Origin of the sequence: Lysinibacillus sp. NPDC096212 (genome assembly GCF_044763105.1) — a bacterium.
GTDB lineage: Bacteria > Bacillota > Bacilli > Bacillales_A > Planococcaceae > Lysinibacillus.
The window spans coordinates 61,427-78,120 of the sequence record NZ_JBIWFQ010000023.1; the positions used below are offsets into that span (position 1 = coordinate 61,427).

General features: G+C 37.3%; 11 protein-coding genes and 2 pseudogenes. 2 read left to right on the forward strand and 11 right to left on the reverse strand.

Features of this window, described 5'->3' with window-relative positions:
* Window positions 1-1,240 precede the first annotated feature (1,240 nt).
* Window positions 1,241-3,397 carry an ATP-dependent helicase gene (locus tag ACIQ7T_RS19890; protein WP_402872871.1) on the reverse strand — a complete coding sequence of 719 codons (2,157 nt, stop codon included), beginning with the start codon at window positions 3,395-3,397 and terminating at the stop codon, window positions 1,241-1,243.
* A 237-nt stretch (window positions 3,398-3,634) separates the two neighbouring features.
* Here ACIQ7T_RS19890 and ACIQ7T_RS19895 point away from each other — a divergent pair.
* Window positions 3,635-4,011: pseudogene (locus tag ACIQ7T_RS19895) on the forward strand (tyrosine-type recombinase/integrase).
* A gap of 160 nt (window positions 4,012-4,171) precedes the next feature.
* Window positions 4,172-4,405: pseudogene (locus tag ACIQ7T_RS19900) on the forward strand (IS4 family transposase); the annotation flags it as partial.
* Between the two features lie 22 nt (window positions 4,406-4,427).
* Here ACIQ7T_RS19900 and ACIQ7T_RS19905 read toward each other — a convergent pair.
* The 10 genes from ACIQ7T_RS19905 to ACIQ7T_RS19950 all read right to left on the reverse strand — a co-directional run bounded on the left by ACIQ7T_RS19905 (window position 4,428) and on the right by ACIQ7T_RS19950 (window position 16,492).
* The gene (locus ACIQ7T_RS19905) at window positions 4,428-5,279 is read right to left on the reverse strand and encodes a GNAT family N-acetyltransferase (RefSeq protein ID WP_402872876.1); all 852 of its coding nucleotides are present in this window, start codon (window positions 5,277-5,279) and stop codon (window positions 4,428-4,430) included.
* Between the two features lie 27 nt (window positions 5,280-5,306).
* A complete protein-coding gene (locus tag ACIQ7T_RS19910; protein ID WP_402872879.1) occupies window positions 5,307-6,443 on the reverse strand; it encodes an amidohydrolase in 1,137 nt (378 codons plus the stop codon).
* Window positions 6,444-6,500: 57 nt separating this feature from the next.
* Window positions 6,501-7,619 carry a mandelate racemase/muconate lactonizing enzyme family protein gene (locus ACIQ7T_RS19915; RefSeq protein WP_402872881.1) on the reverse strand — a complete coding sequence of 373 codons (1,119 nt, stop codon included), beginning with the start codon at window positions 7,617-7,619 and terminating at the stop codon, window positions 6,501-6,503.
* 385 nt (window positions 7,620-8,004) lie between these two features.
* Window positions 8,005-9,429 carry an amino acid permease gene (locus ACIQ7T_RS19920; RefSeq protein WP_370076415.1) on the reverse strand — a complete coding sequence of 475 codons (1,425 nt, stop codon included), beginning with the start codon at window positions 9,427-9,429 and terminating at the stop codon, window positions 8,005-8,007.
* Between the two features lie 87 nt (window positions 9,430-9,516).
* Window positions 9,517-10,692 carry a Glu/Leu/Phe/Val family dehydrogenase gene (locus ACIQ7T_RS19925; protein WP_370076413.1) on the reverse strand — a complete coding sequence of 392 codons (1,176 nt, stop codon included), beginning with the start codon at window positions 10,690-10,692 and terminating at the stop codon, window positions 9,517-9,519.
* A gap of 327 nt (window positions 10,693-11,019) precedes the next feature.
* On the reverse strand, window positions 11,020-11,346 hold the full coding sequence (locus ACIQ7T_RS19930; protein ID WP_402872884.1) for an aldehyde dehydrogenase family protein: 327 nt from the start codon (window positions 11,344-11,346) through the stop codon (window positions 11,020-11,022).
* Between the two features lie 75 nt (window positions 11,347-11,421).
* A complete protein-coding gene (locus tag ACIQ7T_RS19935; RefSeq protein ID WP_402872887.1) occupies window positions 11,422-13,128 on the reverse strand; it encodes a thiamine pyrophosphate-binding protein in 1,707 nt (568 codons plus the stop codon).
* Window positions 13,129-13,205: 77 nt separating this feature from the next.
* Window positions 13,206-14,687 carry a sodium:solute symporter family protein gene (locus tag ACIQ7T_RS19940; RefSeq protein ID WP_402872890.1) on the reverse strand — a complete coding sequence of 494 codons (1,482 nt, stop codon included), beginning with the start codon at window positions 14,685-14,687 and terminating at the stop codon, window positions 13,206-13,208.
* Window positions 14,684-14,887: a DUF3311 domain-containing protein gene (locus tag ACIQ7T_RS19945; RefSeq protein WP_402872893.1), complete on the reverse strand. Its 204-nt coding sequence runs from the start codon at window positions 14,885-14,887 to the stop codon at window positions 14,684-14,686. The genes ACIQ7T_RS19940 and ACIQ7T_RS19945 overlap by 4 nt, the downstream gene beginning before the upstream one ends.
* 132 nt (window positions 14,888-15,019) lie before the next feature.
* On the reverse strand, window positions 15,020-16,492 hold the full coding sequence (locus tag ACIQ7T_RS19950) for an aldehyde dehydrogenase family protein (RefSeq protein ID WP_402872896.1): 1,473 nt from the start codon (window positions 16,490-16,492) through the stop codon (window positions 15,020-15,022).
* Window positions 16,493-16,694 lie beyond the last annotated feature (202 nt).

Sequence of the window (16,694 nt, forward strand, 5' to 3'; positions counted from 1 at the left end):
TTCCTTGCTGAACAATTTCTTTCAGAGAAATATCCTTCAGAAGCATCATTTGGAAAGTAAGAGGATTAAAGTGATATATATTGTTAGAGACGATTGTTTGCAAAAATACTGACAGAGGACTATTGACGAACTATTATAATTGAAAATACTTTAAATGTTCGTGTTTTGATAATGAAAGTGCTTTTCATCCATCAGCTGGATACTTCATAAATTGAGTAAAACACGAATATTATATGTAAAATCAACTATCTAGTAAAGGCTGTTTATCTTTTTGTTTTAATGATCTATCTTAGGTTTAAGACGTTTAATTTTTCAGTATTCGTATTGCTAATTGTAATAGAAAAGCTGCAGCCAAAATAATTACATTTTCAATAAGCGGAATTTCCAAGTATAGCAACAATCTGTGCGAAAAGAGCATTTCTCAAAGAAGGAAAAACTGCTTCATATTTTCAGAAAGTTAACATAATGTTTGCTACTTACGTAAGTATTACTTATATGAATATTTTTTAATATTTGGCAAATATACTGTAAACGATTATTAGGACAATTTGTATGAATAATCCCCTTTTGAACGATAAATTATAGGAAACATCCGATAAAAAATTTAAGAATAAGGTATTTATATTATGTAAACTAAACCAATAGAATTGTATAAATAATTAGACATTTACTTTTAAAAATAACGCTATGAGGCGTATCGAGATTCCGTTACACGTACCATTGCCCATCTCGATCGCTCTCACAGCGCACAATAAAAGCTACGGAAGACACTTAATAAAGATAGTAATTTTCAGCAACAGGTGTTTTTGTAATCTTTAATTTACATATAGTTCGGTATTTTAGAACAATTCAAAAAGTCCCGCTATATAACATACTAAAGAGAAATATTACTGAGGCTCCCTATTAAAACAAAATGCTTCAAATCTTAAACAATTGAGCATTGTATATAGTATCCTCTATTTATAGCTATGCCAACTTATTAGTCCCGATATTTATGGCTTGTTGAATTAAGTTCGTTACGGTTTTAATTCCTCCAGGTACTAAATGAACGCCATCAGGTTCAAAATTTTCCGGATGATTAATCGCTGCGTAATGCCAATCAATTAATGTGGTATAAACTAATATTTTCATTTGGCGGGAAGAACATGATGAGCAAAGGTGTTTATTTTTCCATCAAGGAACCCCTATAAAATAGCACTACTATAAAAGCGTATCCGAAAATTTCTCGAATACGCTTCATTTAATCTTCCATCGTTTCTAAATAGCCTTGTTGTAAACATGTATCCGTCAAAAACTTCTTAAGCCCCGTAGCAAATGACAATTCTATCGTGCTACTCGTAACGGCTAATATTTCCCCTTCTCCAAAGATCACATGATTTACTTTTGAGCCAACGATTAACGCTGACTCGGTTGTAATCGTCCGTTCATTACGGTATCGCTTCTGTGCTTTACTCGGACTTTTTGGCGCTTTAATTGGTAATTCCTGCGGTGTGACGATTTGTTTTAACGCCTTCATGAAAATCGATGGCACCACACTTGTTTTAAAGCGCTTATTATACGAAATTAATTCCAAATGGCGAATAGCACGCGTGATACCGACATAAAAGAGTCGCGTTTCTTCCTCAATTTCTTCTTCTGCCTCGCTAGGTAAAATCCCCTCAATCAAGTCAATTAAATACACACGGTCAAATTCCAAGCCTTTTGAGCTGTGTAATGTTGTCAGTGTAATTGCATTCAATTCATTTTTTATATGAGACGATCGTGCTAAATTTTCAAGCTGCTTCAAACGACCCGCAAAATCGGTCATCGTTGGCGTATGACGAGCAATTATACCAAGTACATCCACAATATCTAGTAAATTTTCATAATTAAAACCGAGTTTCTCACTCATTTTCTTTAAGGTACGCTCATAACCAAAGTCATAACGGATATGCTCTAGCATGGCTGATGGCGTTGTTTTATCAAATTGAATGCTATCATACGTTTTGCGAATTCGCTTAATATATTCAGGCTGATAATCCTTTAACTCAACATGCTCTAACAACTGTGTGAATACACAGCCATCCTTCTGCACTTTCTGTAGCGCCTTCAATTGCGTTGGTGTAATATAAGCATTCATTTTTCTGTAAACTTTTTCAAATACCGTAATATTTTTTGTATTGTACGCTAAACGCATGAAGTTCAAAATATCGTCCACGACCCAATGTGTGAAAAAGCGAATCGTGGAATCTTTCATATAGAAAGGCAAACCTGCTCTGTCAAACGCGTCCATAAGCGGAATGGCTGACATATTATTTCGATATAAAATAGCCGTTGTGCCGCGCTTAGACAGTTTTTTCAACTGGTCCACTAAATATTTGGCCTGTAAATGGTAATTCTCTAGGATTTTAAACGAGATTGGCTCTGCTGCAGGATTTTCCGTAAACATTTGTTTGTTATAACGCTTTTTATTTCGCTGAATGAATAGATTGGCTGGCTCTACAATCGTTGCAGATGAACGATAGTTTTGCGTCATAAGTAAAACATGCGCCTCCGGATATATCTTTTGGAAATTCAACAAATAATCTGGCTCTGCACCGCGCCAGCTATAAATGGCCTGATCCTCATCTGCAACGACGCATAAGTTTTGATGGACTGCGACGAGCTTCGCGATGATCGCATGTTGAACTGGCGATGTATCCTGACTTTCATCCGTTAAATAATAATCGTAGCGGCGTTGGTAATGCGCCAGCACCTCTCGATTTTTTGTGAAAATATCATTCGCCATTAATAGCATATCGTCAAAATCAATTAACAAACGGTCACTACCAGTGCGTTTATATTCCTCATAACGCTGTAAAATCTCGACTTTTCTTGGCACCTTTACATCTGCAATTGCCCATTCCTGTTCTGGCAGCATTTTATTTTTGATAAACGTTATGTACGTCAGTAGCTCGTCTAACTGATCTTCGGTAATTTTTGAGCCATTTAATTGTTCAAAAATCTCGCGAAGCACTCGTTTTTTTGAAACAACTCCAGGCTTGTCCGATTCTTCAATGATGGCGTACGTAATGCCCTGACGTTCAAGTGTCTGCCGCACAACTTGAAATGCTAAACTATGAATCGTCGAAAAATCAACTTGTGGCAAATGCGGAAAAAACTTTGCAAAACGTGCCTTCATATCATTTGCCGATGCCTTACTAAACGTGACAGCCTTTATGCGAGAAGGATTCACACCAAGCGCCTCAATCATATAGCCAATACGCATAATAATCGTCGTCGTTTTTCCTGAACCGGGAGATGCCAATAGTAACAGCGGGCCATTCGTTTGCAACACCGCCTGCGTCTGCACATCATTTAGACGAACGCCAAGTGAACGCTCCTTTTCCTCAAAAAACGCTTTTTGTGCTCCATTCATATCAATTGCTCCGTTCTAAAAAATCTATCCTTTATTATACCAAATGATGAGGATTCATCCGAGGAAAGCAGCACAATATTAAAGCAAAGAAAGAATAAATGTAAGCGTCAAATAGCGCCTACCTGTTGTTTAGGGGCGCTACTGTTATCATAATTTAAATCATTATTTTTTCGACACGTTAAAGTTAGTCAGAATCTTCTCTGATCTGAGCATGAGCGTATCTACCGCTGCGTGTTAATGTTTAAATTGTTAGCCACAACATGTCTGAGACGCTCTGAACTTGTTTCATTAACATGGGAACAAATTGATTTGGTAAATGAAACGATTCGAATTGATGGAAAAGGAAAAAAGAACGGATACTGCCCCTTCATCCTCACTTAAAGCCGCTTCTAGCATCCTATAAAGCTTCTTTAAGTGAGGATCAAGTGTATCCAACAGAATCTGTTTTCCTGAATAAAAATCATAAAGCATTGGATCCGTGCGGTTTGCATGTCATCTCTGTAGATGTGTTGAAAAAGGCAGGCCTTCCACCTACCCGCTTCACGTTGCATCACTTGCGTCATACATTTGCAACACTGATGTTGCAACAAAATAAAGAAAACGTTGACTTATGATCAAGAACTCCTTGGCCATGAAAGTATTACATCGACTCAAGTCTATACCCATGTTGAGTTTGATTAGATTTACCGTAGATTCTTAACATTTCTTTATGGAAATCCTTGAATAACTGATTATTTTCTACTTCCCTAAATCCTTCAGGAAATCGCTGCTCTATTGTTAGATCACTCCTTAAACAAAGGAATCATTGCCGATTATGTCTTAATGGATTCTTGGTTTACACAAGCACCTTTGATTAAAAGTATTCATGACAAAGGTCTATTTGTCATTGTTATGGTGAAACAGTTGAAACAACGTTATCAATATCAAGGACAACGGTTAACACTGCTAGAGTTATACCGTAAAGCCAAGCCATTGATAGGCAATAAAGATATTCTTTGTTCCATCCATGTCCAATTTGGCTAGTTTTGTCCTAGTCTCTTTTTGTTAAAACATAATAGTAAACAGGACTAAAAATTTCTTCGCGTTCACTTATAATAAAATCACTTACTTGCCAGCCAGCTTTAAAGTAATGAGTAAACACTTTCCGTGTTTGCAAACGCCACTCTAAAGCAAGATCAAAGTCTTCCTCTTTAATTTTCTGGAATTCACCAGGTACTGGAACAAATAATATTTCATAATCAACAGTTAAATTTGTATTCACTTCTTCAGGAACTGGATATTCATTCTCCCTTTCTTTCACTCTGATAACTGCCATATCTTCTTGATATTTAGGGAGCTTCCCATAAACTCTATCAACTTTATCTTTTACGTGATCACTTTGAATCCACCAGTCAACATAAAAGCGATCAGACGGAATATCAGAATTAAGACTATCTTCCATTTCCCCATAATAGTTCTCTTTATAAGTAGAGCAAACTCCACCAAGCTTTTTAATATTTAAATTGGCATTCACTGTTTCTAATGGATCATACGTCCAAGTAACTAAATCATAACCAATTTTTAAAGCTTCTTTACACTGAGCAAGTTTTAATTGTTCACCAATTCCACTGATGCGGTATTCTGGATGCACCCCAAGTAAATAGGAACATAAATAAGTATTGATTCCATTAAAGCCAGCAAATCTATATTGAAATCCAATAATTTTATCGTCTAAAAATGCTCCAATTACCATTCCACCATTATCTACCGATGTAACTGCATGGGCAACGGGAACCGGATCATCTGATTGCCAAATGATTTTTTCTAATTCACTTACCTCAACAAACTCCTTCACATCATGGATAGGGCGAATTGTAAGTGAAAGGTTTTCGAGCTGACCCATATACTAGTTTTCCTTTCTCTTTTCAATTTATATTTTTGCAGCATTTAATAAACATACTGTTAAAATTTTTGTACCGTAATTGAGTGCATCAATTTGAAAAGACATTTGTGGATGATGTAAGCCTGGCTCTAAACCACACCCTAATCCAATCATCGTTGCAGCAATATGCGGATGCTTCATTGTATAGAAGTGGAAATCCTCTCCTCCACGTGTAATACAAGGTTCTACGAGATGTTCAGGTCCACATATATCCGCAATGGATTTTTTTGCTATTTCTATCATCTTCTCATTGAGTGCAGCTGCGGGTACAAACCCTTGAAATTCATAATTAATTTGAGTATTCGTTAAATTCCCTACTGATTCAAGAACTTTCGCTGTTTTCTCTTGCAACTCAGTCATACCTTCATTTGATTGAGCACGTAAATCTAACGTAAATGAAGCTTTTCCTGGTATAGTATTTGCACTTTCCCCTGAATGAAGCTGTGTCATTTTAACAGAAAAAGAACAACCTACTTGAAGTCTAATCCCTTGCAACACTTGGATTAATAAAGACGCAGCCTCAATCACATTACTTCCATTCTCTGGACGCGCTGCATGCGCCTGCAAGCCATAAATAACACCAACCGTAGTTACAGAGGCACCATGGACAATAGCTGGTGCAGCTTTCCCATAAGGAACTTCGAAAGTTGGACGTAAATGGATGCCAAATAACATCTCAATACCATTCAAAATCCCAGCTTCCATAAACCGCTTAGCACCTTCTCCAGTTTCCTCCGCTGGTTGAAAAATGAATCGAATCGTTTTTTCTGGACGAATACCAGCTTGTTTTAATGCTAACGCTGTATGTAACACCATTGTGCTGTGAGCATCATGTCCGCAAGAATGGTTTGCACGAACAACATGATCAACTTCTTGAACAAGAGCGTCCATATCTGCCCTTAGTCCAACAACATTACTTGTTTTACCTTCAATTTCAGCAATGAATCCGTAATTTCCAGAAAAAGTTTGTACAGTAAATCCAGCCGCTTGAAGCTTTGCAATCAAATAAGCTGAAGTTTCCTTTTCTCCCCAACTAGGTTCTGCAAGAGCGTGTAAGTCACGATATGTCTGGATAATATTCCTTTGATTGTCACTAATAAAATCGATTGGGTTTAAATTGCTCATTATTAGCTCCTTAATTAATCAATAATATACATTTATTTAAGTAGATGTATGTCTAAATTAACTTTTTCTCCTAAGGCTTTTAGAATATACTGTTAGCTCTTGTAAAATATCTTCATTTACATCAATGCCTAATCCAGGTCGTTCATTAAGCTTAATAATCGGAATGTCGTATTGTAAATTACCAACATCTTTTTCAAATTTTAATGGCCCTGTTAGTTCGGCACTTGTTATGATCTTCTTTGAAAATGCAACATGAAATCCTGCTGCAGATCCAATTGATGACTCTACCATTGATCCAATTTGACATTCGATTCCTGCCAATTCTGCCATATGAGCTAATTTTACTGCAGGATATATACCACCACATTTCATTAATTTGATATTCACTTTATCAGCTGCTCGCTTCGAAATGATTTGGCGCATCTCTACACTACTATGCAGACCTTCATCTATCATCATTGGTATAGTCGATTTGCTTTTAATTTCAACCATTCCATCGATATCAATTGCTGTTACAGGTTGCTCAATCCAATCGATGGAGAGACCTGCTAATTTATCAAGGATTTGCAGGGCTATCGCACTATTTTTCCAACCTTGATTCACATCAACTCGAATGGCAATGTCTTCCGCAACTCGCTCACGAACTGCTTTGATTTTTTTAACATCTTCTAATGGCTCTGTACCAACTTTTAACTTTAAAGAACGATATCCAGCTTCTACACATTGTGCTGCCTCATCCGCCATATTTTCTGGTGTATCAATACTTAAAACATGGGTAATTGGCATACTTTCATGATAACGACCACCAATTAACATATACACTGGTAAACCTGCACTTTTTCCTGCCACATCATAACAAGCAATATCAATTGCAGCTTTTGCGGTTGAAACACCAAAAATTGTCTCGTCCATAAGGTCGTGAATCCGCTCAATATTAAGTGGATTCTCATCAATAATAATAGGCGCTAACGTATGAGCTAGAATATTATACGTACTTTCTAATGTTTCCCCAGTTACATAACTATCAGGTACTGCCTCACCATAACCAACAAATCCATTATCAGTTGTAATTTTAACAATGATAGATTGAATACTATTATATCCGCCATAACTAACTACAAACGGATTATTAAGCTGTAATTCAATTGCAAATAAATCTACTTGTTTAATCTTCATCGTTCTATTCGCATCCTTTTCATTCGTTATCTATAACTTTTTTTATTTGAATCAATTTCACAATTACTTATTCTAGTTATAAAAACGAGCGATTCGTATATTGAATTCATTCATTGTTCGACACTATAGTGTAATACTCTCGTTGATTGGAGCGTAAGGCGGCGACTCCTGCGGGAACAGCGCGAGCTGAAAGCCCCGCAGGAACGCAGTAACGAGGAATTGAAGCCGTGCCCACGGAAAGCGTCCGCCTGGAGCGGAAATCAACCTTGTTCTGATTTTAATGTTGATTGTTCAATTATGAAATCGACTTATTGACAGTACGATTGCAGTCGCTTTTGGAACTTTAGCAATCACCTTTTGCTTCGCTGAATGAAGAAAAAATGAATTATCTTGCTAATCTACCGTCATTTTCAGCTAATGAAACTGGCACTTCTTTTTTTCGCGTAAATTTAAAGTAATAGAAGATATAGCAAAGTACTACAAAACCAAATCCAATAAATAACGAAATACGTTGCGTAGGATCGAATGCTGTCATGGCTACTAAAACCAAACACATAGATATACATACAATTGGAATTAATGGAAAAAGTGGGACGCGATATTTTAAGTCTTCAACTTTACCGCCAGTAGCGACATATTGCCTACGGAATCTTATTTGCGAATAAGCAATCACCATCCAAGTGACAATTCCACCAACACCACTAATCGCTAATAATAATACGAATAATGTTTCTTCAGCCATAACACTTGTCAATAGAGATACGTAAGCAAAGATTAATGTAAAAGTAAGCGCATTCATTGGTAATCCACGCTTGTTCACTTTTCCAAACATCGGTGGAGCTTGACCACTCTGTGATAAAGAGAACAAAATTCTAGCACAAGCAAACATACCCGTGTTACCTACAGAAAGAATTGCTGTTAAAATAACAAAGTTCATAATATCAGCTGCATATGGAATACCTACCATATCAAACACTGTGACGAACGGACTCTCAAGAATTCCTGCTTCTTTCCAAGGAACAATTGCAGATAATACAAAGTTTGCAAGTACATAGAAAAGTAAAATACGTATAATAATTGTGCGAATCGCTACTGGGATATTTCTCTCCGGGTTTTCGGTTTCTCCAGCTGCTACTCCAACAATTTCCGACCCCATGAAAGCGTATACAACTGTCATCATCGAAACAAATACTCCGATAAATCCAGCCGGTAATAAGCCAGCACTTGTAAAGTTCGATAAGAATGGTGCTTCTTGACCTTGAATTGGTACAATACCAAAAATAGCGGCTCCACCGATTATAATAAATGCGATTACTGCAAGTACTTTAATCGCTGTAAACCAATACTCCATTTCAGCAAATGCCCTAGTTGTTAATGCGTTAATTCCGAACAATAATGTCGAGAAGACAAGACACCAAATCCATATTGGAACATCTGGGAACCATCTAGCCATCAATAGTCCAGCTGCTACGAACTCCAAACCTAAATATATCGCCCAGCTGAGCCAATATATCCAACCAATCATAAATCCAGTGGCCGGTCCAATAAATTTTTCCGCATGGGCTTGGAACGAACCAGACACTGGCATAATTACTGACAATTCACCAAGGCAAACCATAACAAGATACATAATAAGTCCACCAAATAAGTAAGCTGCAATAGCTCCGAATGGACCGGCTTCTCCAATAGCATAACCTGAACCTAGAAAGAAACCAGTACCCATAACTCCACCTACGGAAATCATAAATAAGTGTCTACTTTTCATCGACCGTTGTAATTCTTTCGGCCGGCTATCAAGCTCGTTTTTCATAATATTCACCCTTTTCAGTTAATTTAACTCGTAGTACTATAATGAAAACGGACGGAAGATGCGTTTTGCATCTCCTGTCTATCAAATTTAATATACTACTGTTAGATTTGGTGAAACATATTCCATTGAATCACTTTTCGCCGGTTTAAAAATTTCATATGCAACATCTCTTTGATATCTGCTTTGCATTTTAGCCTCCGTAAAGAGAGTGCGAACATTTTTACGGCAAAGCTTTTCAATATCATCAATTACTGCTTGTGGGTTTGGTTCTACTAATCCAAAAATAACAGCATCGTAAGATCTAATTGCACCAAGGTTCGCTACGAAATCAATTACAATATCAATAGCTTTCTCCTTGATGATTTCGTCTCCTTCAGCAGAAATCGGGATGTTTGCTGCTTCAACAACTAGGCTTGCTTTTACTTGATTAGCATTAGATTTATTAATAACATCTTCTAGCGCACATGGAATTAAAATATCACAATCTACATCAAGCCATTCTGAGTTTGGACGTACTACATAGTCATTTTCAAAATAATTTTGATCCATTTCACCGAACTCATTCTTATGATCAATTAACTTTTGAACATCTAATCCATCTTCGCTAGCGACAAATAGATTCGCATCAGAAATTCCTACAACTTTATACCCTAGTTGAGAAAGTTTTAACGCACAACTTGCACCAACGCAGCCGAATCCTTGAATAACAACTCTTGCACCTTCTCCACCATCTTTATATTTCCAAGCTTCGTCAGCAGAGAAGGCAACGCCATAACCTGTTACTACATCATTCATATACAATCCATCGATTTTTTGAAGTAATAAATCATCGTAATCTTTTATTCCTTTTAAAACAGCTGGATCACTTTTCATAGATTGGGTAAGAGGAATTTCAATCCCAAATTCACGGAAGATTTTCAGTACATCATTATATTTCGTACCAAGGTCACTTCCTAAAGAAACTCCGTTGTCAATATACGGTAGCATAGCAATTATATATCTCCTCAATACTTCAAAAGCATCTGGAGCTTTATAATCATAGGCAATACCACCTTTACAACCTCCAGTAGTTTCTGATTCACTTGCTACATATTTATACGCCATCGCTTCTGCAAGACGCTCAACTTCCTCTCTTGTAACGGATGGGTGCATTCTTGTACCGCCACCTGTGTAACCCTTTACAAAGTTGTGTACAACCATCCATCCTTTTGCATCTGTTTCCGTGTCGTTCCATTCAACAATTAAATATGGTTTTGTAGACATGTATACTCCTCCTAAGTCGAAATATAGAATAGATTCTGCATTTTAACAAAGTTAATTTCCACAACAAATAGAGCTTCGGAACTTTCAAAATCACGCTTTGGCGGACGATTTCCAACGTCCAAGATGTCCTATTGTCGATAACCCCGGCGTAGCGTTTGTATCCACAATACAAATAAACTCACTAGTTTTTATTTTTTACAATTCCATAGAGTTATTTCAGGTGTATATTTAACTACTTTCTATCGATGGATCAAAGGGAATCATAAATAGGAAATCTTCATTGGTTTGATTATTTCTCCCATCCAATTTGCTACTATTGTCTTTGTATCACTCAAACCAATGGAGTGGTTGTGGGATTATATTCATATTAATTTGTTTTGTTTCTGGGTACTCATCCAGTCCATATGTGTAAATACTACGACCTATTCCACTTTGTTTATAGCCGCCCCATGGTGCCTGGATGTTTGTGAGGTGATAAGCATTCATCCATGTAATTCCTGAACGAACTTTCTGAATGACACGTAATATTTTATTACTGTTGCTAGAGAAGACCGCACCAGCTAAACCATAATCATTGTCGTTTGCAAGACGAATAGAGTTTATATCGCTGCGTAATTTGGGATCCCCCTTAATTATCTCATTACTCTTGGTCACATAGTGTTCAATTCTTTGTAAAAAGAGACAGCCATATATAGAAAACGATCTCTTTATGCCCATCATTTTGTTTGCTTATTTGTGCGGACGGAAAGAGCGGATATATTCATTGGAATCTTTATAATTAAGAATTCCAACTGCCTCAACATCAACAACAACCATGTAAGATTTTTTGCTAGCTAAAGCATTCGCTAATCCCTTTTCAAACTCTTCCACAGAAGTTACTTTTTCCGCTTCATACCCCATAGATTTTGCCATCATAACAAAGTCTGGGTTTTTCAAATCAACAGCAGTTTTTCTGCCATAAGCAGCCTCTTGATAATACTTCAAGATACCGTAACCACCATCATCAAATAACAGAACAATTATTGGCGCATCTTCATGTACAGCTGTAATCATCTCACCAGCATTTACCATAAACCCGCCATCGCCAGCTACAAGTACTACTGGTTTGTCTGGTTGACCCACCTTAGCACCAATCGCCATTGGTAAACCTTGACCAATTCCTCCGCCTGTCATGTAGAGGTAATTTCTTGGTTCATGTACATCAACTAATTTGTTCGCCCAAGTATAACCAGGAATTGTAACATCCGTTACTAAAATTGTGTCATGTGGAAGTTGCTCGTTCATAATTTCAGCAATTTCACCGTAAGGCTCGATTGTACTTCGAAGATCTTCACGAACTCCCTCACGAACTTCTTTTATCTCTTCTGTATAAGTTAGATCTCGAGTGATTTCTACATCCGCTATACCTTTATTAATTGCTGCTAATACAGCTTTTGCATCACCAATTAAAAAGTCTAGTGTTTCAAAGTTACGGTTAAATGCTTCTGGATTCAAGTCAATATTAATATGATTTTCCGGAACAGGTGTAGACCAACCATTTGTTTCAGTGCCACGGAAACGAACGCCAACACTAATAAGTAAGTCTGCTTTGCTTACATGCTCCTCAACACGTGGGAACCATGCAAAATTTCCAATACATAGTGGGTGATCTTCAGGAATAGCACCTTTACCTGATTCACTTGTAATGACACCTGCTTTAATTTTGTTCACTAGCGTTACTAACTCTTCTGATGCGCCAGCGTGAATAATTCCATCTCCCACCCAAATCACTGGGCGTTTTGCTGCAGCGATTTTTTCAATGATTCCTTCCGGTAATGTAACTTGTACTTCTGGATCTTTAACATTTTCTACATTAACTAGATTATTTTCTGGAATAATCATTGCCTGAAAATTCGTGGGAATTTGGACAGTGACTGGCCCAGTCGGAACAGTTACTGCATCTTTAATTGCTTTTCTCATGAATGGTTTAATTAGTTTTGGACGTTTCAATAAAAAAGCAGATTTATTCACACCTTCCATCATTTTCAATTGATCTTTACATTCATGGATATAACGTTGATCCGTTCCAATATAGTTTGAATCCGCTTCGCCTGTAATGTGAAGAAGAGGTGTACCAGAGTTCCAAGTTTCTGTTAGTGAACCAGCACCATTTCCAGCTCCAGCACCCGTGCTTGTTAATACAACTCCTAGTTTTCCAGTTGCGCGCGAATAAGCATCTGCCATATTGACAGCTCCGCTTTCACCACGCGATGTCGCCATACGGATTTTCCCATCTCTGAGTATCGCATCATAAATCGGCATATTATGAATACTCACAATCCCAAATAGTACTTCAACACCAGCGTCAACTAATTCTTCTACAATTGCATCAGCTACAGTGTATTCTTGGTAGTTTTTGCTTTTCTCTACAGCTACTTTCTCTAATAGTTTCATCATTGTGTTCCTCCCAATAATACATATTTTTTTATTATTGATATGGCAAGTTGCAAGTTAATTGCGACTGTCAATTTTAATTAGCCTTTAACTTGTTGATATTTTTCTAAATTACCATCTGTTTCTTTATTAAAATTCTTCTCTGTACTAACGCCAACTACATATGTGACAACAAAGTTTATCATCATAATTAATAGTCCCATATCAAAGTCTTTGATCATACTTGGAAGATTTGGATATAACGTCGCCAATGTAGTATCGGTTACTGTCGAATAAATAACTAGAATGACTCCAACAATCATCCCTGCGAAAGCACCTATTTTGGTAATCGGATTCTTTTTCAGAAGACTAAAGAAAAGTGCTGGGAACAGCTGGACAATAATGCTGTAGACCATAATGTAAATTAAACCAATCAACTTCGATTCATTCAAAGCGAAAAATATAGCAATGACGACTAAGATGGGTACCAATAGACGACTTAATCTTCCAAGTTGCTGGTCGGTTGTTTTAGGTCTCCACACTTTAAAAATGTTTTTCGATAAAAGTGTAGCGGATGACAGTAATACAATTGAGCTTGGAACAAGTGCCGCCAGTGCTCCTGCCCCTCCAACTAATCCGACAAACCAAGGTGGAAATGCACCCTGTGCAAGCTTAAATATAGACATGTCTGCGTCGTTTAAACCCGGCACTTGTAAAACCGCAGCAAACCCAATAAAAACAGAAAATACGATAATAAGTTGATATATAGGCATACTTGCAGCATTCCAACGAAGGGCTTTCGCGCTTTTGGAAGAGAAAACACCCGTTTGCATATGTGGAAAAAGATAAAATGCTAACGCTATCATAATCGACGTTGTAACAAACCATGTAATACTCAATCCTTCAGCAGGAAACAAGAGCATTTCTGGATGTACGCTCTCAATCGCTTGGAACATCGGTTTGAATCCACCATAGTAGTGGAATGGAAAATAAACGCCCATAAATATGATAACTCCAAGAATTAAAATATCTTTGAATATCGCTGTCCAGGCAGATCCGTGCATCCCTGAAATTGTTACATATACGGTGACTAATAAACCACTAAGCACAACAGCAAGTCCTGATGAAATCGACCCATACGATGATGCCGAAACAATAATTCCTAAACCAACAAATTGCATGACTAAATAGGATACAGATGCAATCACACCAATAATCGCAACAACAACTCCAAGACCTACACTCTTATATTTTTTCTCATAAAAATCTGCTTGCGACATAACATTATTTTTCTTTGCATACTTCCAAATCGGTGGTAACATCCAATATGCAACAATAAAATAGAAACAGTTAAATGCATATACTGCAGGCATCCCAACACCATAAGCCATCCCACTTGCGCCTAGGAAAGTGAATGTAGTAAACATTTCTCCCGCTAAGATAAAGAATATAGTTAATGAGCCAAAGCTTCGTCCCCCAACAGCCCATTGCTCCATATTCATTTCTTTACCTTTCCTTGCGCTAACACCTAAATAACAAGCGAATATCAAAATTGCAAATGTAATAAAAAGTGATATATTCATATGTCCTCTTCTCCTTCATGGTTAGCAGGATCTAAAATGTTAACGATGTATAAGAAAAATGAAGTTAAGATGACCCACAATAACAGCCAAAACAAAACGAAAGGCAAGCCAAGAACGTACGGTTCTATCTTATTTATTACACTTAAACTCCCTATAGCAGGAATTAAACTGAAAAAGTATAACCAAATTCTCCTTTTCATTCTCCTTTCCCCCTTATTCCAATTTTCGACGAAAGATTTTGGCTCATTACCAGTGTGAACGCTTACAAAAACCTCTAGTTCTCATTGGTTTGATTATTGCTATCTCTCCAATTAGCTAATATTGTCTTTGTATCACTCAAACCAATGGAGTGGTTGTGGGTTTAAATTCATATTAATTTGTTTTGTTTCTTGATACTCATCCAGTCCATATGTGCCAATGCTACGACCTATTCCACTATGTTTGTAGCCGCCCCATGGTGCCTGAATGTTTGTGAGGTGATAAGCATTCACCCATGTAATTCCTGAACGAACTTTTTGAATGACACGTAATGCTTTATTACTGTCGGTAGAAAAGACCGCACCAGCTAATCCATAATCAGAGTCGTTTGCTAGACGAATAGCTTCTTCTTCATCTTTGAACTTTTGAATCACAACAACTGGTCCAAAAATTTCTTCCTTAACAATTCGCATATCGCTCGTTACATTGGTAAACACCGTTGGTTCAATGAAGAAACCTTTCTCCATCCCATCTCGCTCAATACGATTACCACCGCAGGCCAATGTAGCCTCTTCTTCTTGACCGATACGGATATATTCAAGAATGCTGTTCATATGATTCTCGCTAACTATTGCACCCGCTTTTGAGCTTTCATCATGTCCGGGGCCAACTTTAATTTGTTGTGCGCGTTTTACGTATTCTTCAACAAACTTATCGTAAATTCCCTCTTGCACTAACACTCGACTTCCAGATGAACACACTTGTCCACTACCATAAAAGATTCCAAATAAAGCATAGTCAACAGCTGTTTCGAAATCAGCATCATCAAAAATAATATTAGGGGATTTCCCGCCAAGTTCTAATGATACTTTCTTCAAGTTTCCAGTCGCCGCATGCATGATACTACGCCCAACTCCTGTGCTTCCTGTAAAGGAGACAACATCCACATCGTCACTTTCAGCAATCGTCTGGCCAACGACGGTTCCACCACCCAGGATTAATTGCGCAACACCTTTCGGTAAATCTGTTTCATCGATTAACTGAAACAGTTTGACAGCTGTTATCGGTGTAATTTCAGCCGGCTTTAATATAATTGAATTTCCTGCCGCAAGTGCTGGAGCTACTTTCCAAACCGCCATTAACAATGGATAGTTCCATGGAACTATTAACCCCGCTACTCCCATTGGTTCTTTCACAATCATCGTTTGTAAATCTTCCATTGCTTCATATATTACACCTGTTTGGTTTTGAATAAGGCCTGCATAATAACGAAAAGCGCTAATTGAGTCGGCAACATCACCCTCTGCTTCCCTTAACACTTTTCCGTTATTTTGTGTTTCTAACTGAGCAATTTCAGCTGCATGTTCTTCCATTTTGTCAGCAATTTGTAGTAATATCGCAGCTCTTTCTTGTGGATTTTTTGAAGACCAAACGCCACTTTCAAAAGTTGCTTTTGCAATTTTAATCGCTTGTTCCACCTCTTCTTTAGTTGCTTTCGGGGCTTTAGCAATCACTTCTTGATTTGCAGGATTAATTACATCAAATAGTTGAGGATTACTTGAATCAATCCATTCTCCATTTATATAAAGCTTTAACTGTTCTGTCATCTGCTTTCCTCCCTAACTGTTTATAAAATTATTTATGTTTATTAGTACTAAAGAATGCAGGTATTGCATAATTCTTAAAAACTGCATAACTTCAACGTTTTGTTTATAACTTATTCAAAGATTTATAGTATTCGAACAGATAAGAACTCAAGTGAGTTTTTTATACTCACATCTATGTGTTTTCTCCTGTTACATTACATTT